Below are 23,099 nucleotides of genomic sequence, written 5' to 3'. Positions count from 1 at the left end.
CCACATGGCCGGCGCGACGATCGGGGCGGGGCGCCGGCCATGGCGTGTGCCCGCGGTCGGCAGGTGGCCTTCGGGGGCGGGTCCGCGGGAAACCGCGGGGAACGGGCAGGACCTCGTGCTCCCGCGGGGCGCCGTCGGCTTCGGGTCGGCGACGGCCCGCGAACAGCTCAGTCGAGCGGGCGGAGGAGGGACTCAGACGTCGGCACTCCCCAGCAGGATGGCGCTCTTCAGCCCTCCGACCTGGTAGTTGAAGGTGAAGGCGTAGTCGAAGTCGAGGGGCCGCGTGGCCGTCCCAGGAACCGGGTCGAAGGTGAGGTTGTCCGCGGGCTCCTCGCAGTTGGCCGTGGGACACACCTGACCGTGGTTCATCATCAGCAGGGTCAGGGCCACTCCGAGACAGCCCGCGGGTGCGCCGTTGTGACCGAAGCAGCCCTCCTGGGAGGACATGAGCAGATCGCGTGACGCGGGGCCGTACAGCTCCCTGATCGCGTTGGCCTCGAACGTCGTGACCACCACGTTGCCGTCGCTGCCACCATGGACGTAGGGCACCTGGTCGATCTCCCAGGTGTCGCCGAGGCACCGCCGCACCGCCGACACCAGCGCCTGTCCGGTGTCGTCGCAAGCCAGCGGATTGGCGAGCCCGTCCCGAGTGGTGGCCTGCGAGAGGACCTGGCCGTAGACGCGGCCGCCCCGTGCGAAAGCGTGTTGGCGGCTCTCCATGACGATGGTCGCGGACCCTTCGCCGTGGTTGATGCAGTCGGCACGCCGGTCGTACGGACGCATCAAGGACTCGAATGACGGAAGGAGGGCCGGCATGTCCTGGGACCGCATGGCGTCGTACGTCTGCTGGGCTCCGCTCAGCAGACGCTGGATGTTGTGGATGAGGGGGACGCTGAAGACGTCCACCCCGGTCACCACGGCGATGTCGGCCTCACCGGCGGCGATCATGCGCTGGGCGTTGCCGATCTGGAGGGCGGAGGACGCACAGCCGCACGAAACGGTGAAGTTGGCGCCTTTGGACCGGGTGAGCGCGCCCTGGACCAGGGCCACGTCCGAGGGGGTGACGGACTGCTCCGCCGCGACGAACATCTCCATCGCCTCGGCGACGGGGAGGGTCGCGGGGTCGGCTCTGAGGACGGCGAGGTAGCTGTCGATGTTGGCGTCCACACCCCCGCGGCCGACGAGGACGGCGGCCTCCTGGAGATCGCGGTGCACATCGAGGCCCGTGTCCGCACACGCCTGTGCGAGGGATACCAGCCCGAAGCGGTGGGCGTCCGTGTAATGGCGGGAGAAGAAGTCGGGAATACCGACCACTCTCTCCTCGAACGATTCCTTCGACAGGTTCACGCTGCCGTAGTACACGCCCTTTTTGACAAGGCATGACATTCCATTGCTGGCCACCTGCCAGAGTTCGTCGGCCGTGAAGACCGGGGAATCGATGCCGGGAAGGCACAGTCCGATTCCGGTGACTACGGCGTCTCGCCCCCGTCCCCCGGCCCGCCTGGTCACGAGTCACCCTCAGGCGACAATGGATTCTTCATCGAGATTCCCCTTCAGGATCAGCCAAGGGCGGCTATGATGGGTCACCGTGCCGCAGTGCGGCCCTTTGATCTGCCGGGCCGGCGCACCGGCCTATTCAGCCACGTAGGTACGGCAGCACCAGCGGTATACCGGCCTCTGCTCACCTTCGACGAGGTGGAAGCCCGAGAACTCGAAATGCTCGTAGGCATTCCCGCACAGGATTTTGACCTTCGGCTCGCCTTCCACGGACTTCACGCTCCAGACGACGGGAGCCCAGTCCGGTCCTCCGGCAAGCATCACGCTTATCTTTTCCGACATGTCCAGCTCCTGTGTCGAGGTGGCGGTCCGGAGCGAAATGCGCTACCGCCCCGACCTCTGCTGTCGTCGGGTCTCAGTTTCACGGGGCGTTCCGCATTTCCCGCCGGCTTTCGGGGACTTCGGCTCCTTCATCGGGTCGGAAGGAGTCATACCTGGGAATCAGGCACCGGGAGACCAGGAGACAGGTCCGGCACAGGGACCGCAGAAATTGGGAAACCAGCAGCATAGTGACCTCGTCATGTGTGGAAAGGAGCCATGACTCGATACGGAGGCCGAATGCCCTGACACCACGCCTGCGGACCGCGCCCCGTGAATGGAGGGTGAAGGGCGGCGCCGGTGTCTCCACCGGTCGCCCGCCTGGCCGGGACACGTGGCCCCCGGCGCCCCTGCCGGCACGAGCGGCCCCTCGTCACGCCGCCCGGGCCGGCCTTCCGCCGCCCGGGCTCGCCACCCGCCGCCGACTACGCGGAGAAGACGGGTGGCGGCCTGCGCGCCACCCGTAGGGGAGACGCGGTGGTCCGGCGACGGCCGAGTCCGGCCGTCGCCGGGGGTGGAAGGGCGGGCGACCCCGCTCAGGGGTGCCTTCCCGCGAACCGTCAGGTCGCGACGGCCAGCGCCTGGGTGAGCGCCGATGCGGTCGCCTGCTCGGCGCCCAGGGCCGAGGCCGAGGCGCCCAGCAGGTTGTACACGAGCGCGACCGCGTTGCTCGCGGAGGCGGTGAGGACGTTGGCCCCCACCACCGGCACCTGCCCCGCGCAGTCGCCGATCGCCGCGACGAGCGAGGTGGCGGTGGACAGGTTGGCGGTGCGGGCGGCCGCTGTGTTGTTGACCTGGTCGGCGGCGATCGCGGCGTTGTTGGAGGTCTCGGCGGCCTGGAGGTCGCTGACGCACGCCGAGGGGGCCATGGCGGGAGCCGCCACGGCGAGCGGGGCGAAGCCCACAGCGGCGGCCGCCGCCATGGCGGCGGTTACGGTAGCCGCGGCAAGGCGGGAACGGTTCATGATGAACTCCCTGGAGGTGATGAACGGGCCTGATTTCAAGGGCGGCCGACGGGAGCGGATCCCCGCTCTGTCCAGAAGCTGCTGTGGGAACTGGAACTCGCCCTGATCGTCTGACACTTCACCTGCTGGGAATGACGAACGGAACGGGTCGCAAGGAGGTTCCCGGAGATGGGATGGGCGACCCGCCGGTTCGTGCATCAGTAAGCACCCAAGCTGGGCGGCATCTCTAGGGGCGACTCCCCCACATCACCCGATCGGATGCACCGGCAAGCCCCGCACGCCTCAGGCGCAACTACAGGAACCCCCATAACAGGCGCGGAGCCGGCTGCGACACCTTTCGCGCCCCTTTCGCGCCCCGTTCGCAACGCGCGGGCGGTGACGTCATGTGCAACCCGTTAATGGACACGATAGTCGCGGGCGCGCCTCTGGCATATGCCGTGCGAAGAATCAGTCCATCCCGCCGGACTACGCCATCCGAGTGGTAGTCCTTTGTCCGCCGTTGCGGTCATATGCCAATTCGCTGGATAACGGGTGGTATCCACCCGGTGGGCCGTCCATCCTCTCCGGGCCACGGCTGCCGACCGTCTCGCTTGGGCCACGGGTCGGCCGCCGCGCCGAGAGCACACGAGCAGCCGGACAGGCCACCGCCTTCCGAAGACGCGGTGGTTCCGCCGCCCTCCACCCATGAGGCGGATCCGGAGCAGCTCCCCGACCGGTTCGAAGCGGGAGCCGGGAGCCTGGGTGCCGGGGCGCTCACCGCACGGACAGCCCCGTATGCCCGGTGAGCGGGACGCGCCTGTTGACCGCCGTCACGACCGCATCCGTCGGGGCGCCGGGAACAACGGCCGGCCTCGTCGCGCACCGCAGCACCGACCACACCAGCGCTGGTGATCTCCGGCGCTGGATCACGATCCACCTGGAGTTCCGACCTGGTCTCACCCGAAATCACGAGAGGAGCTGGACGTCATGCACCCGCGCATCTATGTGGTCGATGTCCCCATACACCACACCACCGACCCGGGCCGGCGCGGCCTGCACGTCTTCACTGGCGTCGCCGACTCCCCGGCCGCGGCCCTGCGCCGTGCGTACGAGGTGTACGAGGCCGCGCTCGCCGCACACACGGCTGGACTTGACATCCCCGACAAGCAGCCGGACAGCTGGGGGGCACGCGGGCTCAGGCCCGGATGGCACATGGACTGGGCCGCCGCGAAGGCCGGCCTCTGGCACAACCCCGTCAGCTGGACCAGCCTCAGCGACTTCGCGCTGTAGATCCCGAGACGAGAGAGGGAGATCACCGGCATGGCTTCCGTTCTACGCGTGTAGGCCTTCGGGCAGCACGCGCTCATTCGGCCCGGCCGGGCCGTGCGGCATCCGTGCGGCATCGATTGGACCCGACGAGCCCGCGCCCGTGACCAGCCTGAGGAGCTACACGTCCAGTTCGTTGCCGTGGGTCATGTCCCGCAGGCGGGAGTAGTGGAACTGGTGCGCGACGGTGATCGAACAGGTGGGGCCGTTGCGGTTCTTGGCGAGGATGAGATCGCTCTCCCCCGCACGGGGGCTGTCCGGGTCGTACGCGTCCTCGCGGTGCAGCAGGATGATGCCGCTCGCATCCTGCTCCAGCTGCCCGGAATCACGCAGGTCGGACACCTGCGGCTTCTTGCCGTCCCGGTGTTCGGGGCCGCGGTTGAGCTGGGCGCAGCAGATGATGACCGCGCCGGTCTCCTCGGCAATGATCTTCAATTCGCGGCTGACTTCGCTGACGCGCTCGTAGGCGCTCTGCCGGGTGGTGCGCTGGTCGGTGTACATGAGCTGGACGTAGTCGACGACGACCAGGGGCACTTGGCCTGTCTGCCGGATCAGGGCCTTGATGCGGGTGCGGACCAGACCCGGGGTGACGCGGGGGGTGTAGTCCATCCACAGCGGCAGCGCCGAGAGGTCGGGCAGGCGCGGGGCGATGCGTCTCCAGTCGTCGTCGGTGACGGCCGGCCCGCCCTCCATGAGTTGGTGCAAGCTGACGCGGGCCCGGTTGGAGAGCACCCGGTTGGTGACCTCGCTGCGGCCCATCTCCAGGCTGTGCACGATGGTGGTCCTGCCCGAATGGGCGTTGGCCAGCGCGACGCCCAGCGTTATCGCCGATTTGCCCATGGCCGGGCGCCCGGCCACCACGACGACGTTCCCCGGTCGCATCCTGAGGGCCTGGTCGAGGTCGGTGAGTCCGGTGACGGCCGCCGCCTCGGCCGTGGTCTCCAGGCTTTCCAGGTGCTGCTGGAGGCCGTCGCCGAACCGTTCGAAGAGCCCGTCGTCGCCGCTCTGGTCGGCGGCGAGGTGCTCCAGCTCGGCCTGGTGTGCGGCGATCGCGTCCGTGACGGCGGCGGGGCCGGCCTGACGGGCCGTCTGCATGCCGCGTACCAGGGCCTGCTGGTAGCGGCGCAGGTGGGCGTAACCGTGGACGAGTTCGGCGTAGTGCGCCGCCTCGACGGACGTGCACGCCTGCGCGGCGATCTCTGACAGCCGGACGGCTCCACCGATCCGTTCCAGGTCACCGCTGCGGCGCAGTTCGGCCTCAACCATCGGCACTCCGGTGGGTTTGCTCCGGCCGTGCAGAGCCAAGATCGCCTGCCAGATCGTCTCGTGGTGGGGGTGGAACCAGTCACCGCTGTCGCTTAAGACCGATGCGGCGGCCGCAACCGGGTCATAGGCCGGTGTAGCCGTCAGGCACGCACCGAGCACGGCCGTTTCGGCCTCGGTGCTCGCCACCCTGGCTCCGTCCGACTGCTGCGCGGGAATGCCCGCGCCGGAGGTGCTCATTGCAGCTCTTCGAGGGTGTCGGCCTTGATGCCCGGGTGGGTACAGCGGCGCATCGGCGCATCGTCGTCGTCGTCCACGGCCCAGCCGTACTGGTCGCACGCCGGGCAGACCGCCCGCAGCACGACGAGGTCCTGCGGCGCCGGCCCCGGCTGCGCGGCCGGTGCCGGGCCGGGAGCACGGTAGCGGCGCAGGTCCGCCACCCACAAGGGCAGGCACTTCACCCACGAGGCAGCGCCTGTGGTGTTCTTGAAAATCTCGTCCTCCAGTTTCCGGCGCTGGCATTCGTCCATGGTCGTCAGCGCCGGCCAGCTCTGTGCCCGCATCGTCAGCAGCAGCTTCGGGGCGCTCTTGCGCGCGGTCGCCAGCCCTGCCTGCCACTGCTGCATCTGTTGCAGGAAGTCCTCGGCGGACCGGATCTCCTCACGGGAGAACTCCGGCGCCTCCGCCCGCTGTGACGGCAGCGACCCCGTGGCGCGGGTAAGGGGGTAGGGGGAGGAGGAATCCTCCTCCCCCGGGGGGTGCGGGGGGTGGACACCGGATCGCTGGTTTCCCGCACCCCGGCTCTGCGCAGGCGAAACGCGGGTTTCCAGATCGCTGAAAACCCGCGATCCGGCTCCGGATCGCGGGTTTCCCGCGTTCCGGCCCTGCCCAGGCGAAACGCGGGTTTCCAGCGGTTCCCGTCCGGGCTCCGGCTCCGGATCGCGGGTTTCCAGCCGTTCGGTGCCGACCTGCGAGGATGCGGTGATTCCGAGATCGATGTACTGCTGGTTGTTGGCCGGGTTGCGGTAGACGCGAGTGACCCAGGTGGGACGCTGGGCGACCTCGTCGTACACGGAGATCCGGGCGAGGTGGCCGGCCTTGGCCAGTCGGCCCGCGATCGCGTTGTACCGGTCCTTGCCCATCTTCCAGCCCCGCGCTTGAAGGTCCTTGCGGATCGCCTCCATGGTCGAGGGGAGCTGGGGGTCCCGGAGCAGCAGCTCCGCCAGCACCCCGAGATCCTCCGGCTGCAATCCCGGCGTCCGCACCAGCTCACACCGGAGGATCACCTCCTCCGGGACCTCGCAGGGGCGCTCCAGACAGCTGTTCCCGAACTCGTCAGTCACCGGGCACCACCGCTCACGGCGGCCAGCGGGATCCCGAGCTGTGCTTCGGCGGGGCGGCCGGGACTCCTCGAAGGGGTCCCGCTGGGCGGGGCCGGGGCGCCGGTGGGCCAGGAGACCGGGGTGTCGAAGGCCGAGAAGGTGGTCACACCTGCTACAAGTGTGAGATCGAGGACCGGTGCGCCGCTTCGGTGCGGACAGTTCGGAGCCGCATCGGCTGGGAGCCGACGGCGTCGGTACGGCTGGTGACGCATGTGGTGGATCTCCCCTGGCAGGGGAGCCGAAAGCAGAGACGTAACCAGACATGCAGGGCAAAACATGTCCCGTGCTGGCTATCCTGACGAGGTTGCCTATCCTGGGGTAGGTGACCACGCGAACCCAAGGTTCACGCGTATCACCGCAGTCGAGGTCACCTCGCTGCTCACGACTCGGGTTCTTGTAAGGCTCTGCGAGTCGATCGCTGGGGAGCGGTCTCCGTTGTGGCGACGGAGACCGCTCCGCGCGCTTACGGCGGCATCTCCACACTCTTCTCGGCAGAGACTACGAGGGCTACGAGGGCTTCGGGGTGCTGAGCGGACGGTTCCGCGAGGGGCCGGGCGCACGCCTCGGGACGCCGGCCCCGAAGCTCTGTTCCACCCGTTTCCCACCGGGTCACCGTGTGGATGAGGCCGTGGGCCCTTCCGGGCCGCTCCCACATCGCTGGTGGCGGCATGGCGGTACGGAACGTGCGGAGCAGCAGGTCCACTGCGGCCGATGGGTCGGTCATCGTTACCCCTCTTGTCGCTCAGAAAATACATGTCAAGAGGCGCTGGTGGGGAGGCTTATGACGACATATCACCTGCAAGGCTGCCCGTACGGGTTGACCGCACGGCGGAGCCCCGTGCCCTCGCCCTGCCTGCGGTCATCGACGTCGTCGCACGGGGCGGGGGCGACGCGAAAGAGCGGACTCACGAATGCGGCGCTCCTCGGCTCCCGGCACCTGGGAGCGCTCTCGGTGGCACACCGCTCCCGCGCGCTGCCGCAGAGGTCGTACACCCCCTACGGGGGCCGTCCGTTGTGGGACCTGGATCCGTCCACAAGGTCACCCGGTTCCCGATGGATGATGCGCTCGGCCGGATCCGGCGCCGCCCGGGTCCGGGCGGGTCCGGGCGGCATCTGGGTGGGATCGTCCCGCGGACATCCGCTGCCCCCGGCCGCGCGTAGAACGCGGGCCGGGACGAGGCTCCGGAAAGCCGGGTGCCGACGGCGCAAGCCCCGTTGCCGGGCATGAACTTTCGGATGCGTAGACCTTCGGGCTGAGTCTTCGCACGGCCCGTGACTATCGGTTTCGATCTTCGTTGCAGAGGTGGGGGCACGCGCCCCTTTGACGTGTGGGAAGGACCGGGTTGACCAGGGAGTTACCGTCTGCTGCCACCGGCTTCGTCCTCTGCGGTAGCCCCCGATGCGAGACCCGCCGCCGTGTCGCCGTCCGACAGCGCCCCCGGCCCTCCCTGCGCTGCGTGGACCTGCGCAGGTGGCACTGCCTGACACGTACGACACTCATGCGCCCTACCCGAGCCTTTGGCCGCGGCTGTGGCTGTGCGACGGAGAGCGGGCCGCGCGGCCGTCCGCGGCGGGGGAGGCTGCCGGGGCACTGTCCGGGCTACGTCTGGCCGCGGGCGTCTGCCTGAGCTGCGCGGCCACGGAGCGCACCCGGTTCCGGTGTCGTGGAGCGGGTTGGCGGGGCGGTCGCGTGAGGGTGATCTGGCGGACCAGCTGCTGGAAGCAGGCCAGGGCCGCGACGGCGGGAAGAGCGGACGCAGCCACGGCAGCGATCGTTCTGGGTGTCTGGGCCACGCACAGGAGCGTGGCCAGGGTGGAGAACAGCAGGACGATGGACCAGGAATGGAGGGCCCGGCGCTGGTGCAGGGCGGATCTGAGGATGGACAGGGAAGCGACCGTCCAGGGGCCGTAGATCAGCAGGGGCCACCAGATGACCACTTCGCGGGGCGTGTGGGGCGCGGCGCTGTGGCGCAGGGCGTCGTAGATGGCCAACCCGCTGAGGATGCTCACCACAGCGGCGATGACGGCGACGAGCGCAGCGGTGAACAGACTGCCCGTCTGCAGCAGGGTCATCACCGGCGACTTCGACCGGTTCCGTCTGTGGCCGTGGGAGGGTCGTGCGGGCGTACGCCCGGCAGGGGCGTGTTGCAGCCCTGCGAAGAAGCCCAGCGCACTGACCGTGTCGCCGATGTTCTCGAATCCGGCTGGCGTGAAGGGCTCCGGCTGCCCCGGTACGGCGCTCTCCTGGAGAAGGCCGGCGAGTTCCATTGCCGGATCCCATGGCGGATGCTCCTCGCCGGACGACCCGAGCAGGTGTCCGGGCGAGACGTGCTGTAGCTGCTCCGGCGGGGCCCAGAAGGCGGAGGCCTCCGGCTGGGGGTGGGGGTCGTGGAAGTTCGGGTATCCGTACGGCTCATACACGGGATCTGCCACCCAAGCACTCGGGGACAGCCGGTGCGGGGGGTGCCGTCCTGCCCGGCCGCCTGCCGAACTCGAACTGGACCACGCTCATCGCATGGAGGAACTCCTCGAAGGTCGAGGAGGAGCAGCTCGGATCGACTTCCAGGCTCTCGTGTCCCAGCGTCGCGCTCCGGGTCTCGCCGCGATCGGTTAAACGCGGAGTAGGAGTCCGCTTGCCGATCTGGGTGACACCGGAGCGAATACTGCCTCCCTGCCCTCCTTCGCCTGCAGTCCTGCAGAAGGGGGCGGGGAGCTCTGCTGTTGTCATATTCCATAAACGCCGCCGGTGTTGGTCTGGGTGTGCGCCAACCGGGTGATGGTGGTCGATGCACACCCGCCCCGGCCTCCGGGGCGCGGGGCGGCAGCACCCGTACGCGATCCGAACCGGGGCACGGTGGGCGTGGCCGTGTGAGCGGGCGGCTGGGCCGGCGCTTACGTGCCGACGGCGGTGATCGTCTCGTGCAGGTAGCCGTCGATCGCGGCGAAGGTCGCTTCCGGCTGTTCCAGCTGTGGCAGGTGGCCTGCCCCGGGAATGACCTGGAGCCGGGCGTCTGCGAAGGCTTCGGCGTACGCGGCACCGTAGGCGGGAGTGACGATCCGGTCGCTCTCGCCCCAGAGCAGGAGAGCGGGAACGTCGACGCGCCGCAGACGGCGCAGGAGCTTCGGGTCGTGCATGTAGGGGTCACCGGCGAGGAGGCGCAAGGTGGTCATGTTGTCGCGGTGGAGGGCGGCTTGTCCGGCGGGGAGCGTCTCGGGGTCACGGTGGAAGCGGGCCTGGTCGTGCCGGGCGTACTCGGCCACGCCTGGGGCGTCGGGGGCGAAGAGGTTCGTGATCGGCTCGGCCTCGACGTGGACGCCGACGGAGTCGATCAGGACGAGCCCGGTGATGATTGCGGCGGTGTCCCGTACGGCCATCTCCGCGGCGGTCCATCCGCCGATCGAGGAGCCGACGACCAGGACGTCGCGCAGTCCGCGGTCTTGGAGGCAGTGCAGGTAGGCGAGGGCGAGATCGTCGATGCCCGTCAGCCAACGCGGGCGGTGGGTGCCGTCCCATCCCGGGTGCACCGGAGTGATGGTGTGCATGGTCTGGGCGAGGTGGGAGGTGAGTCCGGCGACTGTGGACGGTCCCCCGCCGCCGTGAAGGATGAGGCAGGGCCTGCCGGTTCCGGCTTCGGTCAGGGTGAGGGGCAGGTCCGGGTACAGGTCGATGCTCGTGTTCGAAGGCATGCCCCGGACTCTAACTAAACTTATTTATATAAACAAGCTTAGTTGTGTCGTAGACTGCTGCTCATGCGCGATGAACTGCAGGTCCTTGGAAGAACGGTGAAGCAGGCCCAGTACAAGCAGCACCGTGCTCTGGACAGCCGCCTCGCCGCTGCCGGCACGACGCTGGCGCAGTGGGACGCCCTCCGCGCGATCAGCCGCGCGCCCGGGTCGCCGGCCCGGGCCCTTGCGGCGGCGACATTCCAGAGCGAGCAGGCCTTCGGCACGCTCGCCGGCCGGCTGACGGCCCTGGGCCTGATCGACCGCAGGCCCGGCAGCGGCCGCCGCATCGAGCACCACCTCACCCCTGCCGGCGAAGAGGTCCTGAGCACAGGACACCGGATCGCCGACGAGGTCCTCACCGCCTGCTACTCCGGCCTGTCCCCGGCCGAGCGCACCACGCTGCTCGATCTGCTCCGGCGCGTCGTCGACGACGCGGGCGCCTGAACCGACCGGTGCCGTACACGGCCGTGCGGGCCGTCACCCGGTGAAGGGTGACGGCCCGCACGGACCGATGTGTACCCGCCCGACAGGGCGGCTGCCGGCGGTCGCCCGCCGTCAGGCGGCCGGCGGCAGTCCGCCCTGGGGGTCAGTGGTGGCGGCGGCCCCAGGACTCCGTGTCTACGGTGCGGCCGCGGTCGTCGCGCAGGGTGGCGGTGTCGGCGCGGTTGCCCCAGACGTATTCGCGGCGGTCCTGGAAGAGGTCGGTGCGGGTGTCGCGGCCGTTGCCGGTGTGGATGCGGAGGGTGGCGCGGCCGGCGATGCGGACGTTGTCGAAGCGGTAGCGGTTGCCGTCGTCGTCGCGGAGGGTCCAGCCGCGGAGGTTGATGGCGTCGCGGGTGGTGTTGGTGATCTCCACCCACTCGTTGTTCAGGGAGCGGTTGGAGTGGTCGTCACGGCCGGGGCTGTCGGCCTGGACCCGGCTGATCTCCACCCGCGGACGCTGGTGGTGACCGTCCTGCGCGGCGGCCGGCAGCGCGGCCGCACCGACCACGGCTCCGGCGGCCAGGACGGTCGCGGCGATGCGGCGGACGGAGGAAGAAGCAGAAGACATGGGTGACGCTCCCTCAAGATGCATGCCCGACCAGCCGAAACAAGCTGGTGAGGCGGTGCGGGTTCCCAGCCCGGAATGAGCCGAGGCCCACACTCTCGACCCCCCGACCGCCCCGCCGGCGCGCTCGCCGGGGCCGGTTACCAGAACCGGACATTCCCGTCACACTCACCTGCACACCACACGCATATCGCCTGAACGTGGCCCTGACATTCACTGACCGCTACACCCACCCGCCCCACCAGCGGAACCTGGAAACAACGCACTCCGGCGCACCACCCGGCGCAGTCCCCACCCCCGTCACCCGCCCGGAGCAGTTGTTCAAGTAACAACCGTTCTGCGGGATTCTTCGCTCCCGCGTTCGCAGATCGCACTGATGTTCGGGTCTACCATCCGGTGCCGGTCTGGACGCGCGCGCCGAAGGAGGTCGTTCCGGTGCCGGGGTAGAGGAAGAGGTTTCCGGTCGTGGTGGCGGGGGCCTCGACGGCGGCGAGGTCGCCCTTGCCGTCGCCGTTGAAGTCCCCTCCGGTCAGTTGGCGCATGCTGTCCCAGTTGGTGCCCATCCGGGTGCGGGCGCCGAGGGTGTTCATGCCGGTGAGGGCGCCCGTGCCGGGGTAGGTCCAGAGGTTTCCGCCGTGGTCGACGGCCACCAGGTCCGCATTGCCGTCCGTGTTGAGGTCGCCGGGGCTGGTCAGTTCGGACAGGCTGTTCCAGCCCGCGCCGATCTGCTGGCGGTTGCCCAGCCCGCTCCCGTTGCCGGGGTAGGCCCACAGGGCGCCGGCGGGGTCGACGGCCAGCAGGTCGGGTTTGCCGTCCTTGTTCAGGTCGATGGTGGTCAGGCTGCGCATGGCTCCCCAGCCGGTGCCGATCTGGGTGCGGGCGCCGAGGGTGTTCATGCCGGTGAGGGCGCCGGTGCCGGGGTAGAGCTGGAGGGTGCCGGTCGCGGTTTCGAGCGCGAGCAGGTCGGACCTGCCGTCGGCGTTGAAGTCGCCGGCGGTGAGTTGGTTCATGCCGTTCCAGCCGGAGCCGATCTGGATGCGGGCGCCGAGGGTGCTGTTGCCGTTGCCCGGGTACAGCCAGAGCTTTCCGGTGGTGGCCTCGATGCCGACGATGTCCTGCTTGCGGTCGCCGGTGAAGTCGCCGGCGGTCAGGTTGACCAGACCCGTGAGTGCGGGCGGGGTGGGCCAGGTCGTGCGGTAGGCCATCCGCTGCTCCGGGCGTTCGTTGACCATCCACAGTTCGTCGGTGCCGGGCAGGTAGGCGAGGTTCTCGTTGTAGATCCCGGTGCGGGTCATCAGCCACACCGGTTCATTGACGACACCGTGGTAGAGGCAGCTCGGCTGGTGCAGGTCGCCGCCCTCCTTGAACTCCGGGCAGGGCGCGGACAGGGCGATGCGGCCTTGGTTCATGGCCACGCCCTGGGTTCCGCCGATGGGCGAGCTGAACGCCTCCGATGCCTGGACCCGGCCGGTGGCGTCGGCCTTCAGGATTCCGGTGGTGGGGTCGATGGGCCAGCGGACGATGGGGGCGGACGCGAGATCGAAGGCGTCGCCGGTGGTGTTGTTCATCTCCGCCGTCACCAGGGCGGGCTGGGACCCGCTCAGATCGAGGGAGGCGGCGGAGATGCAGGGGCGTTCGGGCACCTTCTCGTGGACGCCGCAGCCGTCGCCCGCGCCGGTGTGGGCGTAGCTGCCGGTGCGCGGGAGGACGTAGGTGTCGGCCCCGGTCTGCCAGATGTCGTTGACGTCGAAGACGTCGAAGCCGCTGCCGATGCTGGCGACGTAGAGGCGGGTGCCGGCCCATACGACGGCGTGGCCGTGGCCGGTCAGGGGTGAGTAGCCGCTGCCGTCGGCGGACAGGCCGACGAGTTGGACGTGCCGGTAACGGACGTTGGCCGGGTCGGTGACGTCGGCGAAGGTGAGGCGTTCTGCTTTTTCGCCGGTGGCGTACCAGCTGGTGACGATGGTCTTGCGGCCGCCGGCCGTCGAGGCGGCGACGCCCTGCGGGGTCCACGATCTGGAGTCGTCGTCCTCGGGGGACCAGCAGAAGCCCTGGGCGCCGGTGATGTTGGTGGGGTGGCACAGGGGTCGGGCGGGCGTGGTCGTCGCCTGGTCGAGGAGGCGGGCGGCGGTGGTGCGCCGCAGATCCGGGTGCGCGGCTTCGTAGGTCGCGACCCGTGCGGCGTCGGCGCCCGCGTCCCATTTCAGGCCGAAGCCCGTGGTGCCGGTGCGGGTGATGGCGTTGGGGGTGGCGAGCGAGGCGTCGGCGATGGTCGGCAGGGCGGACGCCGGACCGGCCGTCGTGAGTCCGGTGACCAGGGCCGCCAGCGCGCCGAGGACGGCGGTGGCCCTTCTGGCCCGGGTACGGGTACGGGTACGGGAGCGGGCTTTGCGGGCGGCGGCTGTCATGACGGACGGTCCTTTCGGTTCGGCCGGTGATCCGGGGCGGGGCCGGTGGGGGTGCGCCGCGTCTCAGTGGGGGCGCAGCGGGCCGGGCCGCCACCGCGGTGGTGCGGTGGCGGCCCGTGGGCGGGTGGGGAGGGAGACCTTCGGGGTTACCAGCCGGTGCCGATCTGGACGCGGGCGCCGAGGGTGTTGTTGCCGTTGATGGTGCCGGCGCCGGGGTAGGCGAAGAAGGTGCCGGTGGCGCCGGGGCTGGCCTGGACTGCGGCGATGTCGCCCTTGCCGTCGCCGTTGAGGTCGGCGCCGACCAGGTCGGTCATCGACTTCCAGCCGGAGCCGATCTGGGTGCGGGCGCCGAGGGTGCTCATCCCGCCCAGGGTTCCGGTGCCGGGGTAGACGAAGAGGTTGCCGGTCTCGTCCTTGGCGACCAGGTCGTTGATGCCGTCGGAGTTCATGTCGCCGGGGGTGACGAGGGAGTTCATGGCGTTCCAGCCGGCGCCGATCTGCACGCGCGCCCCGAGGGTGTTCATCCCGCCCAGGGCTCCGGTGCCGGGGTAGGCGTAGAGGTTGCCGCTGGAGGTCTCGATGGCGACGACGTCCGCCTTGCCGTCCTTGTTGACGTCCATGCGGGTCACGTCGTGCATGCCGGACCAGCCGGCGCCGATCTTGACGCGGGCGCCGAGGGTGTTCATGCCGTTGGCGCCGCCGCTGCCGGGGTAGAGGTAGAGGTCGCCGGCGGCGGACTCGGTGGCCAGGACGTCGGCCTTGCCGTCGCCGTTGTAGTCGCCGACGGTGATGTTGGTCATGCTGTTCCAGCCGGAGCCGACCTTGACCCGGTTGCCGAGGGTGCCGTTGGCGTTGAGGGTGCCGCTGCCGGGGTAGAGGTAGAGGTCGCCGCTGGTGGCCTCGGTGGCGAGGACGTCCCGGGTGCCGTTGGCGTCCAGGTCGCCGCCCGCCAGGTGGGTCATGCCCGCCGCGGCCGGTGTGGCGCTGTCGTCGCTGTTCAGCACGGGCGAGATGTAGCCGCTGATGCGCTGCCGGCTCCAGGGGGCGGAGCCCACTGACCAGTTGGTGGTGGACTCGCGCTGGACGATGCCCTGGGTGTGGCCGCTGCTGTGGCCCTCGTTGCCGCCCACCACTGTCATCGTCGTGCCGTCGAAGGCGGTCACCATCGCGACGTGCTCGGCGTAGCCGTCCGAGTAGTCGAAGACGACCGCGTCGCCCGGCTTGGGGGTGGAGTGGAGGGTGCCGTAGGCCTGGCCGTACTCGTAGAGGCTGGCCGCGCCGTCGGTGAGGGCGCTCATGTGGGCCACGTCGTAGTGGGACCAGATCCAGCCGACGAAGTCCGCGCACCAGGCGTGGGACTGGCCGCCGTGGCCGTTACAGCTGTTGTTCTGGCTGCGGTTGTGGCTCCAGTAGCCGCCCGGGGTGCCGCAGGGGCCGTTGCCGACCTCGCCGTATGCGAGGGAGGCCATGGACGATCCGGTGTCGGCCTGGGCGGGGATCGTACCCAGCGCGGTGACGGCCGCCGTGGCGACGAGGGTGGCGATGGCGGACTTCTTCAGGGTGGAGGCGAACTTCGACATGAGGTGAGATCTCCTGGAATCGTGAGGACGGGAGGCGCGGCGGACGGCCGCGAGGTGGGGCGGGTGTTGCGAAGTCATAGGTGCGGGTGGGCGCCACGTCCGCGAGCGGGTTCCGATCCGCGCTCGGGCGGTGAGGTCGGCGCCGGTACGGACTGCCGGGGTACGGGTGGGAGTAGCCCGGTGTGTCTACCAGCCGGTGCCGATCTGGGCGCGGTCGGCGAAGCCGCCGCTGCCGTTGCCGGGGTAGAAGTAGAAGGTGCCGGTCGAGCCGGTGGGGGCCTGGACGGCGTCGAGGTCGCCCTTGCCGTCGCCGTTGAAGTCCGCGCCGACGAGCTGGTGCATGGTGTCCCAGCCGGAGCCGATCTGGTTGCGGGCGCCGAGGGTGTTGCTGCCGTTCAGGGAGCCCGTCGAGGGGTACTTCCACAGGTTGCCGGCGGGGTCGACGGCGACGAGGTCGTCCTTGCCGTCGGAGTTCAGGTCACCGGGAGAGGCGAGTTCGGCCATGCTGCCCCAGCCGGAGCCGATCTGGGTACGGGCGCCGAGGGTTCCGGTGCCGGTGCCGGGGTAGGCGAACAGGGCTCCGGCGGCGTCGACGGCGAGCAGGTCCGCCTTGTCGTCCTTGTTGACGTCGATCGCGGTGAGGTTGCGCATGGTGCCCCAGCCGGTGCCGATCTGGAGGCGGGCGCCGAGCGTGGCGCTGCCGTTCAGGGAGCCGGCGCCGGGGTAGACGAACAGCTTTCCGGTCGAGTTGTCGACCGTGACGAGGTCGGCCTTGCCGTCGCCGCTGTAGTCGGCGGCGGTGAGGCTGCTCATGCCGTTCCAGCCGGTGCCGATCTGGACGCGGTTGCCCAGGGTGCCGTTGCCGTTGCCGGGGTAGAGCCACAGCTTGCCGGAGGCGGACTCGACGCCGACGAGGTCCTTCTTGCCGTCGCCGGTGAAGTCCGCGGCGGTGAGGTGGACCATGCCGACCGGCGCCGGCGGCGTGGAGGTGGCGGGGTAAGGGTCCGCGTGGTCGCTTCCGAGGCCGGCGGCGGGCCCGCAGTTCGGCCAGGCGCCCTGACCCTGTCCGGCGAGGATCTTCTCCCCGATGAGGATCTGCTGCTGCTTGGTCGCCTGGTGCGGGTAGGCGGCGTACTCGCGGCCGCCGAAGGCGTTCCACGTCTGGGGGGATATCTGTAGGCCACCGTAGTAGCCGTTGCCGGTGTTGATCTGCCAGTCGTCGGTGGATTCGCAGTGGGCGACCTTGTCCCACGTGCTGACGGACGCGGCATTGGCGGGGATGGTGGCGAGCAGGGCGGCGCCCAGACCGGCCACGGTCAGGGCGGTCGTGGCCAGAGCGGTGGTCTTCTTGTTGACGCGGCGCTTGGTACGGGACGTTGCGGACATGACGAAACCTCACAGTGGTGTCAGGAAAGGGGTGGTGGCGGGGGCGACACAGGCCGGTCGGCCTGGGGCCACGGGGGCGGTGCGGTGTGCTGGGAGTGGTGCGAAGAGTGCGCGGCGGCCGGGATCGCCCGGGATCGCCGGGGGGCTTGGGCTGCTGACAGCTGCCCTGCAGGAGCAGCTGGGAAGACCGGGCCCCGCGTCAGACCAGCGGGTGGGTCAGGGCCGGCCCATGGTCGGCGGGCTGACGGCCGGTGTGGTGGCGGTAGCCCCGGACCGGGGGCGTGGTGGCGGGGCGCCGAACGAGCCGGTAGCCCTCGAAAGGGTTTCGCGGGTCAGGACGAGCCCATCGTCTACGTGCCGGCAGTCGGGACGCTCAGAGCCGCGGCGGGGGCCGGCAGGAAGGTGGTGGCGAGCGTGGTGACCGCGGCGGCCTGGGCGAGACGAATGCGAAGCATGATCGTGGTCCTGTTCTGACGTGGGGTCGGGGCTCCTGAACCGGACTGCATCCCGCGGTGATGCTTTCCGGTTTCCGGCCTGCGGGGCGGTGTTCCCTGCTGGCAAGAACAACTCTCGCCGCTGGTCGGGGCGGTGGGAAGGTCCACCGGCTGGACCGAAACGGCCTTGGCCCATTGAGTCCACCGGCGGTGCGCGGGCCCGGCGCGGATGAGAACCGGTCCGCTCCCTGGCCCGCGCGGGCCTCCCCCGCGTGGCCGGACACGGTGGTCCAGCCGGCCCGCTCCTGCGTCCAAGCGGGGCAGGCGGCTGGCCTCCGCCGGTCTGGCCGCTCGCAGAGTCCGGCGCGTGGATTTCCTCCTGCGCCGGGCACGCACCACGCGACGCGCTGTTCTTCACCCCGTCGACTGAGCTCCGCTGAACGGTGCCGCGAACCGGTCGGGCGGGCGGACGCCGGTACGGGTACGGGCCCACTGACTCAGACCGGTGGCGTCTGTTCCCGGGGGCGGCGTCCACGGGGGCAGTGCCCCGGCTGCCGGGGCATGCCTGCGAGACAGGTCCCGGAGAGCCTCGGAAGAGCCGTAGGGGTGGTGCTGCGCGTCTTCCTTCATGAGGCCCGGGAAGCCACCGGGTACATCCGCCGCCCGGCCTGCGGGTTCTGCCGTGCACCCGGCATTCGAATCCCGTGGACGGCGGACTCGGGGTGACATATCTTCAGTCGGCTCGGGCCGCCCGTCAGGCGGCCCGTTTCCATGTCACACGTCGCGCATGTTCCCGTGGGGGGTACTCCGTCATGTCCGTCAACGCGCCCGGTCCTTCGCCGTCGCCGTCGCCGTCACCACAGCCCGGGGCCTGGCCGGCTCCGCCGCCGCATGCCGCCGACGTCCTGCGTTCCCCGCAGGGGCTCGCGACGGCCCTGACCGTGCTGCTGTCCGCGGGTGCCGCCGTCGATCTCTTCTCGGCCGGGGTCGGCCTCTACACCCGGAAGCTGATGACGGACTACGCCGTCGATCCCGCGGCCGTCGAGTCCGGCAGCCTCGACCTGTCCGACTCCCTCACCACCCGTACCGGCTTCGCGCAGGGCCTCTTCGCCCTTGCCACCGCCGTGGTGTTCATCATCTGGTTCCACCGGGTCCGCTGCAACGGCCAGGTGTTCCGCCCCGACTGCTTCAGCCGGTCCGCCGGCTGGGCCATCGGCGGCTGGTTCGTGCCGATCGGGAACCTGTTCATCCCGTACCGGACGGCGCGGGAGACCTGGGAGGCCAGCACCCCTTACGACCCCGACGGCACCCACCGCCGGGTGTCGGTCGCGCCGGTGATCGCCTGGTGGCTGGTGTTCATCGCCAGCGAGTTCCTCTACCGGTTCGCCTCGGCGCAGTACGTGCGCGCCGAGACACCCGAGGAGATCCGCGACGCCTCCGCACTCAACGCGGCGGTGGACCTGACCGCCGTCGTGGCCGCCGTGCTCGCCGTCGTGTTCGTGCGAAAGCTGACCGCGCTGCAACGCGCCCGGGCCGAGGAACTGCTGCTCAGGCGGACGGTCCCGGGGGCTGCCGCCGCCGCCGTGTGACCCGCGCGTCGGCACGGCTGGGCCCCGTCGGATGCTTCACGTACGCAGGTACGAGGCTCCGTTGAGGTCCAGAACCGTTCCCGAGGCCCATTCGGCGGCCGGTGAGGCCAGCCACAGCACGGCCGCCGCGATCTCGTCCGCCGACGCCACCCGCCCGAAGGGGCTCTGGGCGCGGATCGCCTCGCCCTGCGCCCCGCTCAGCCGGTGCGCGACCCGCTCCGTCTCGAAGAACCCGGGTGCGACGGAGGCGACGCCGATTCCGTGGGGGGCGAGGTGTACGGCAAGTGACTGGCCCAGTGCGTGCACCGCCGCCTTCGTCGCCCCGTACGCCGGGTGGTCGGGCTCGCCGCGGAAGGCCCCGCGCGAGCCGACGTTGACGATCCGGCCACCGCCGCCCTGCTCGATCATCCGGCGGGCCGCGAGGTGGCTGAGGTTCGCCGTCGCGAGGAGGTTGACGGCCACGTGACCCTGCCAGGCGGTCGCCCAGTCCTCGTACGAGGTGGTGTCGAGCGGGTGCGGGAGGTTCACCGCGGCGTTGTTGACGAGCACGTCCAGCCCGCCGAGTCCCCCGGCCGCCGCCTCGGCGACGGCGTGCGCGCCTTCGGGGGCGGACAGATCGCCTCCGGCGAGCACGTGCCCCGTACCGACGAGGGAACCGAGGGTTTCCTCCGCCTCCTCGCGCCGCGAGCCGAAGTGGACGGCCACCACGTCGCCGTTGGCGGCGAACGCCTGGGCGAGCGCGCGGCCGAGCCCGCGCGAGGCACCGCTGACGAGCACGCGGCGGCCGGTGGGCGGGAAGACGCGTGCGGAGGGAGAGGCGGCGGCGCGAGAGGCGGCCTCGGTGGGGGTGGAGGGCGGGGCTGAAGTCATGTGGATCATGATGCCCCCCGGTCTGCTCGGCCGGAACGGCGTCCCGCGCTGACCGCCGGGGAACCCGTGCTCGTGTTCCGGCACCGCGTGGACGTCCACCCTGGACCGCTTCCGGCCAGGGTGGACGCGCGGACACCACGCGAGAAGGGTTCGTCTCTTTGTTCGTTCGGTCCCTTCCGTCCCTTCCGTCCCTCCGTCCGCCGTGTGCGGCAGTGGGGGGACGGTCAGGCGGTGGCGGCAGCCGGTGCCTTCTCGGTCTGGGCCGGTGCCTCGGTGCCGGCCGGGGTCTCGCCCGCCGTGCCCTCGCTCGGGACGGCCGTGTAGTAGACGGTGGAGCCCTGCTTGGAGCGCTCCACCAGTGAGCGGGCCACCAGACGCTCCGTGGTGGTGCGCACCAGGTTGCCGTTCAGGAGCCGCTCCGGGTGCGCGGCGGCCAGGGCCTGGGTGATCTCGCCTGCCGTCTTGGGCTCCTTCTGGGCGCTCAGGTGCTGGTGGATCAGCCCTGTCAGCGGAGCCCGCGTCTCTCCGGACGTGGCGGCCTTCTTCGGCGCGTCCTTCGCGGGGGTGGCCTTCTTGACGGTCGCCTTCTTGACGACGGTCGTCTTGTTGGCTGACGCCTTGTTGGCTGCCTTCTTCACGACGGTGGCGGTCGTGGCACTCGCCGCCGTCTTCCTCCCCTTGGCCCTCGCGGACGTCGGGGCCTTCTTGTCGGCGCGCGGGCCGGGCACCACGGCCAGGGTGTCGCCGAGGGCAGCGCGCATCCCGATCAGGAGTTCGTGGTCCTGCTCCAGGGCGGTCAGGCGCTCTTGCAGCGATGCGATCTCGTCGCGGATACGTTCCTGCTCAGCCGTGTTCAGTTCGAGGTCGGCCGTGACCTTGTCGGCGTACTGGGACTTGAGGGTGGTGGTCTCCTGCGGGGGCATGAGGGCTCCTGAGGTAGAAGTGTGGGATGCGGACTCTACCCAGGTGATCTGTGGGACGTGTGAAATAGCGTTGTACACCCCTCTTAGGGGGCACAACATCTCCGTTGAGGTCCAGCCCGGGACAACAGCGCCTCAAGGCCGATTCCTGAGCACGAAAGGGGCAGTTGGGCCTCTGAAAACGTTCCCCTGATCCTCCTGGCACTCATCATCCTGGTGCTGATGGTCGTGGGCTTGAAGTCCAACGTCACGTGCCCCGGCGGCGCCAGTAGCTGCGGCTACCCCTGACACGGGGGCGCGGCCGCCCCGACGTGCTGTGCTCTTCCCGGGGTAGCCTCGGCGGGTGCCCGTTCGCAGCGGGCCGCGGCCGGTGGACAACACGTAGGGGAGATGGGGAGTCGATGACTCTGAGGGCAGGCCAGCGGGTGGTGCTGGCGGCGGACACCCGGCTGACCGATTCGGTCGAGGTGTCGGGGGTCGTCGTCGGGTTCCTGTCCCTGGCGGCGGGCACCGGCGGGACCGTCGAGCAGGTGGTCGGCCACCAGGACGAGAGCGACGACGTACGCGAGTACGAGCGGCTCAAGTCGCTGCTCGACGCCTTCGGAGGTGAGATGCCCACGGGGAGCAGGAGGCAGCTCGAAGAGAAGGTCGGCTCCCTGGAACCCGCGTGGACCGCCTTCCAGGAACGGGCGCCACGCGTGAGCGTACGGGTCCGCTTCGACAACGGGTTCATCCTCGACGGGGCCCAGGAGGACGTCTTCGTCCCCGCCTGAACCCTGACAACGACACCGCGCCGCCGCCCCGGCCTACACGATCTCTTTGACACGCTCGGCGGGCGCGGCGCCGGCCCCCGCGCGCACCGCGTTGAACTGCGCGCCGGCGAGTAGCGCCAGGTTGGTGAACCACAGCCACACGAGGAAGACGACGACCCCCGCCAGCGAACCGTAGAGACGGCTGTAGGTGCCGAACTGCGTGTAGAGGGTGAAGAGCGCCGAAGCGCCGAGCCACAGGAACGCCGCCAGGGCGCCGCCCGGGAACCCGCGGCGGGTTCCGCGGGCCTCGGCGGGCCCCGTCCGGTAGAGGATGAGGATCAGGGCCGTGACGATCACCAGGAGCACCGGCCACCGCAGGAGGGCCATGGCGTCCGTACCCGAGTAGCCGGCGGCCGCCGCGAGTCGGCGGGCCACGGGGCCGGTCGCCACGAGGCTCGCGGCGCCCGCGACGAGCAGGGCCAGCAGCACACCGGCGGTCAGGACGAGGATGTGCGCCGCGCGCAGGGGCGGCCTCGTGTCGGGCAACCGGTGCATCGTGTGCAGGGCGCGGCGGAAGACCGCCAGGTAGCTGCAGGCCGACCACAGTGCGCTCAGGACGCCGCTGACGAGCAGCACCCACAGGGAGGACGGCCTTGAGGTGAGGCCGTCCAGGGCCTCGCGGAGCACCTGTGCCGATTGGGGAGGCGCGTAGGAGGTGAGGTCGAGGATCAGGCGTTCGCGGGTGCCGGCCCCGGCCAGTCCCACCAGGGAGACCGAGACGAGCAGGGCGGGTACCAACGCCAGCACCGCGTAGTAGGTGAGAGCTGCCGCGTAGTCGGCGATGTTGTCGTTCCAGAGGTGTACGGCTGTGCCGCGCAGGGCTGAGCGCCCCCGTCCGGCCAGCTCGACGGCGCGGTTCCCGGGGGTGCTCCGGTGCGTGCGGAGAGTGTTCGATGCCACGAAGCCCTCTTGCCCGGCGTCACCGCTCTCATCCCCGGTACGCCGCTCTGCCTGCCGTTCCGTCGTCGGCCGCCGCGCGCCCCTCGCGGTCCGGGCGGCCGGGCCCCCGCCGGGTGCGCGTTCGCAGCGGCGGGGGTACGCGTAGGGCCGTCGGCGGTCAGGGAGTGTCGCCGTCCCAGAGGAAGGTGTTGTCGGGATCGGTCCCGGAGGGGCTGTACAGCGCACGCCCGCCGACCCCGAACAGGCCCCGGTCAGTCGCCAGGAGCACGCCGTCCGTCCGCTCCTGGTCGGGCAGGTTGGTGATGTCGAGGAGCTGGCCGTCCAGAGGACCGCCCGCCAGCCTCACGTACACCCGCCCCGGGGTCGGCCGCACCAAGTGGCCCTCGTCACCGCAGTACACCCGCTCATCCATCGTGCTCATCCCGCCTGTCTGCCCTCCCCCGGACCGCCGGCCACCCCGCGCGCGGGTGAACCCGCGCGCGCGTGCCCCCCTTGGGGCGAAGGCCGGCAGAGGGGCAACGGCCCCGCTTGGAAGGACATCCTCTCCCGGCCGCATCGGACCGGGCGAGCGCGTCGGCAATCGGCGGCGGTTGAGGGTCGGGGCAGGTCACACCTGCTTGGCCGTCGATCCGCCCG

At 70.5% G+C, this 23,099-nt stretch carries 20 protein-coding genes; 4 read left to right on the top strand and 16 right to left on the bottom strand.

Going from position 1 to position 23,099, the window contains the following annotated elements; translation table 11 throughout:
* Positions 1–192 precede the first annotated feature (192 nt).
* The 3 genes from EES41_RS39270 to EES41_RS39260 form a co-directional block, all read right to left on the bottom strand.
* Entirely contained in the window at positions 193–1,509 is a 1,317-nt protein-coding gene (locus tag EES41_RS39270; RefSeq protein WP_123083300.1) for a beta-ketoacyl synthase N-terminal-like domain-containing protein, read from the bottom strand.
* Between the two features lie 123 nt (positions 1,510–1,632).
* Positions 1,633–1,839, bottom strand: a complete 207-nt coding sequence (locus EES41_RS39265) for a DUF5988 family protein (protein ID WP_073780722.1) — start codon at positions 1,837–1,839, stop codon at positions 1,633–1,635.
* Positions 1,840–2,435: 596 nt separating this feature from the next.
* Complete coding sequence (locus EES41_RS39260) at positions 2,436–2,840, bottom strand: hypothetical protein (RefSeq protein WP_123083299.1); 405 nt, start codon at positions 2,838–2,840, stop codon at positions 2,436–2,438.
* Between the two features lie 966 nt (positions 2,841–3,806).
* Here EES41_RS39260 and EES41_RS39255 point away from each other — a divergent pair.
* Positions 3,807–4,109 (top strand): hypothetical protein, encoded by a 303-nt coding sequence (locus EES41_RS39255; RefSeq protein WP_123083298.1) that lies wholly within the window; start codon positions 3,807–3,809, stop codon positions 4,107–4,109.
* 156 nt (positions 4,110–4,265) lie between these two features.
* Here the strand turns inward: EES41_RS39255 and EES41_RS39250 are convergent, their stop codons facing one another.
* From EES41_RS39250 to EES41_RS39230, 5 genes are all read right to left on the bottom strand, one after another.
* Positions 4,266–5,648, bottom strand: a complete 1,383-nt coding sequence (locus EES41_RS39250) for a DnaB-like helicase C-terminal domain-containing protein (RefSeq protein ID WP_123083297.1) — start codon at positions 5,646–5,648, stop codon at positions 4,266–4,268.
* Positions 5,645–6,592: a hypothetical protein gene (locus EES41_RS39245; RefSeq protein WP_216827324.1), complete on the bottom strand. Its 948-nt coding sequence runs from the start codon at positions 6,590–6,592 to the stop codon at positions 5,645–5,647. The genes EES41_RS39250 and EES41_RS39245 overlap by 4 nt, the downstream gene beginning before the upstream one ends.
* Before the next feature lie 155 nt (positions 6,593–6,747).
* A complete protein-coding gene (locus EES41_RS41945; RefSeq protein ID WP_164496210.1) occupies positions 6,748–6,897 on the bottom strand; it encodes a hypothetical protein in 150 nt (49 codons plus the stop codon).
* A gap of 1,399 nt (positions 6,898–8,296) precedes the next feature.
* Positions 8,297–9,223, bottom strand: coding sequence for a hypothetical protein (locus tag EES41_RS39235; protein WP_164496209.1), 927 nt, complete (start codon positions 9,221–9,223; stop codon positions 8,297–8,299).
* A 459-nt stretch (positions 9,224–9,682) separates the two neighbouring features.
* On the bottom strand, positions 9,683–10,477 hold the full coding sequence (locus EES41_RS39230) for an alpha/beta fold hydrolase (protein WP_123083293.1): 795 nt from the start codon (positions 10,475–10,477) through the stop codon (positions 9,683–9,685).
* A gap of 63 nt (positions 10,478–10,540) precedes the next feature.
* Between EES41_RS39230 and EES41_RS39225 the strand changes: the two genes are divergently transcribed.
* Complete coding sequence (locus tag EES41_RS39225) at positions 10,541–10,960, top strand: MarR family winged helix-turn-helix transcriptional regulator (RefSeq protein WP_123083292.1); 420 nt, start codon at positions 10,541–10,543, stop codon at positions 10,958–10,960.
* Between the two features lie 142 nt (positions 10,961–11,102).
* Here the strand turns inward: EES41_RS39225 and EES41_RS39220 are convergent, their stop codons facing one another.
* From EES41_RS39220 to EES41_RS43990, 4 genes are all read right to left on the bottom strand, one after another.
* Positions 11,103–11,567 (bottom strand): lamin tail domain-containing protein, encoded by a 465-nt coding sequence (locus tag EES41_RS39220; protein WP_123074994.1) that lies wholly within the window; start codon positions 11,565–11,567, stop codon positions 11,103–11,105.
* 383 nt (positions 11,568–11,950) lie between these two features.
* Positions 11,951–13,972: a VCBS repeat-containing protein gene (locus EES41_RS39215; protein WP_123083291.1), complete on the bottom strand. Its 2,022-nt coding sequence runs from the start codon at positions 13,970–13,972 to the stop codon at positions 11,951–11,953.
* Positions 13,973–14,118: 146 nt separating this feature from the next.
* Positions 14,119–15,552 carry an FG-GAP-like repeat-containing protein gene (locus EES41_RS39210; protein ID WP_164496208.1) on the bottom strand — a complete coding sequence of 478 codons (1,434 nt, stop codon included), beginning with the start codon at positions 15,550–15,552 and terminating at the stop codon, positions 14,119–14,121.
* 186 nt (positions 15,553–15,738) lie between these two features.
* The gene (locus EES41_RS43990) at positions 15,739–16,938 is read right to left on the bottom strand and encodes a transglycosylase family protein (protein ID WP_123083289.1); all 1,200 of its coding nucleotides are present in this window, start codon (positions 16,936–16,938) and stop codon (positions 15,739–15,741) included.
* Between the two features lie 1,246 nt (positions 16,939–18,184).
* On the opposite strand from EES41_RS43990, the gene EES41_RS39200 reads away from it, so the two are divergent.
* Positions 18,185–18,961, top strand: coding sequence for a DUF4328 domain-containing protein (locus tag EES41_RS39200; protein WP_123083288.1), 777 nt, complete (start codon positions 18,185–18,187; stop codon positions 18,959–18,961).
* A gap of 36 nt (positions 18,962–18,997) precedes the next feature.
* Here EES41_RS39200 and EES41_RS39195 read toward each other — a convergent pair whose 3' ends face one another.
* Positions 18,998–19,831, bottom strand: a complete 834-nt coding sequence (locus EES41_RS39195; protein ID WP_254211899.1) for an SDR family NAD(P)-dependent oxidoreductase — start codon at positions 19,829–19,831, stop codon at positions 18,998–19,000.
* Between the two features lie 224 nt (positions 19,832–20,055).
* On the bottom strand, positions 20,056–20,754 hold the full coding sequence (locus tag EES41_RS39190; protein ID WP_123083287.1) for a hypothetical protein: 699 nt from the start codon (positions 20,752–20,754) through the stop codon (positions 20,056–20,058).
* A gap of 398 nt (positions 20,755–21,152) precedes the next feature.
* On the opposite strand from EES41_RS39190, the gene EES41_RS39185 reads away from it, so the two are divergent.
* Positions 21,153–21,524 carry a hypothetical protein gene (locus EES41_RS39185; protein WP_123083286.1) on the top strand — a complete coding sequence of 124 codons (372 nt, stop codon included), beginning with the start codon at positions 21,153–21,155 and terminating at the stop codon, positions 21,522–21,524.
* A gap of 33 nt (positions 21,525–21,557) precedes the next feature.
* Here EES41_RS39185 and EES41_RS39180 read toward each other — a convergent pair whose 3' ends face one another.
* Together EES41_RS39180 and EES41_RS39175 are read right to left on the bottom strand one after the other, a co-directional pair.
* Positions 21,558–22,463 (bottom strand): YihY/virulence factor BrkB family protein, encoded by a 906-nt coding sequence (locus EES41_RS39180; protein ID WP_254211897.1) that lies wholly within the window; start codon positions 22,461–22,463, stop codon positions 21,558–21,560.
* A 157-nt stretch (positions 22,464–22,620) separates the two neighbouring features.
* A complete protein-coding gene (locus tag EES41_RS39175) occupies positions 22,621–22,884 on the bottom strand; it encodes a hypothetical protein (protein ID WP_123083285.1) in 264 nt (87 codons plus the stop codon).
* Between the last annotated feature and the right edge of the window lie 215 nt (positions 22,885–23,099).

The organism is Streptomyces sp. ADI95-16, from assembly GCF_003721495.1.
In the GTDB taxonomy this organism is placed as follows: Bacteria; Actinomycetota; Actinomycetes; order Streptomycetales; family Streptomycetaceae; genus Streptomyces; species Streptomyces goshikiensis.
Note: the sequence above shows the minus strand (reverse complement) of the source record. Positions and strands in the feature narration are given on the sequence as shown.

What these genes read in the sequence shown, in the direction of transcription:
- EES41_RS39265 (WP_073780722.1), bottom strand. Translation starts at nt 1,839, where the DNA reads ATGTCGGAAAAGATAAGCGTGATGCTTGCCGGAGGACCGGACTGGGCT.
- EES41_RS39260 (WP_123083299.1), bottom strand. Translation starts at nt 2,840, where the DNA reads ATGAACCGTTCCCGCCTTGCCGCGGCTACCGTAACCGCCGCCATGGCG.
- EES41_RS39255 (WP_123083298.1), top strand. Translation starts at nt 3,807, where the DNA reads ATGCACCCGCGCATCTATGTGGTCGATGTCCCCATACACCACACCACC.
- EES41_RS39250 (WP_123083297.1), bottom strand. Translation starts at nt 5,648, where the DNA reads ATGAGCACCTCCGGCGCGGGCATTCCCGCGCAGCAGTCGGACGGAGCC.
- EES41_RS39245 (WP_216827324.1), bottom strand. Translation starts at nt 6,592, where the DNA reads ATGGAGGCGATCCGCAAGGACCTTCAAGCGCGGGGCTGGAAGATGGGC.
- EES41_RS39230 (WP_123083293.1), bottom strand. Translation starts at nt 10,477, where the DNA reads ATGCCTTCGAACACGAGCATCGACCTGTACCCGGACCTGCCCCTCACC.
- EES41_RS39225 (WP_123083292.1), top strand. Translation starts at nt 10,541, where the DNA reads ATGCGCGATGAACTGCAGGTCCTTGGAAGAACGGTGAAGCAGGCCCAG.
- EES41_RS39220 (WP_123074994.1), bottom strand. Translation starts at nt 11,567, where the DNA reads ATGTCTTCTGCTTCTTCCTCCGTCCGCCGCATCGCCGCGACCGTCCTG.
- EES41_RS39215 (WP_123083291.1), bottom strand. Translation starts at nt 13,972, where the DNA reads ATGACAGCCGCCGCCCGCAAAGCCCGCTCCCGTACCCGTACCCGTACC.
- EES41_RS39210 (WP_164496208.1), bottom strand. Translation starts at nt 15,552, where the DNA reads ATGTCGAAGTTCGCCTCCACCCTGAAGAAGTCCGCCATCGCCACCCTC.
- EES41_RS43990 (WP_123083289.1), bottom strand. Translation starts at nt 16,938, where the DNA reads ATGTCCGCAACGTCCCGTACCAAGCGCCGCGTCAACAAGAAGACCACC.
- EES41_RS39200 (WP_123083288.1), top strand. Translation starts at nt 18,185, where the DNA reads ATGTCCGTCAACGCGCCCGGTCCTTCGCCGTCGCCGTCGCCGTCACCA.
- EES41_RS39195 (WP_254211899.1), bottom strand. Translation starts at nt 19,831, where the DNA reads ATGACTTCAGCCCCGCCCTCCACCCCCACCGAGGCCGCCTCTCGCGCC.
- EES41_RS39190 (WP_123083287.1), bottom strand. Translation starts at nt 20,754, where the DNA reads ATGCCCCCGCAGGAGACCACCACCCTCAAGTCCCAGTACGCCGACAAG.
- EES41_RS39185 (WP_123083286.1), top strand. Translation starts at nt 21,153, where the DNA reads ATGACTCTGAGGGCAGGCCAGCGGGTGGTGCTGGCGGCGGACACCCGG.
- EES41_RS39175 (WP_123083285.1), bottom strand. Translation starts at nt 22,884, where the DNA reads ATGAGCACGATGGATGAGCGGGTGTACTGCGGTGACGAGGGCCACTTG.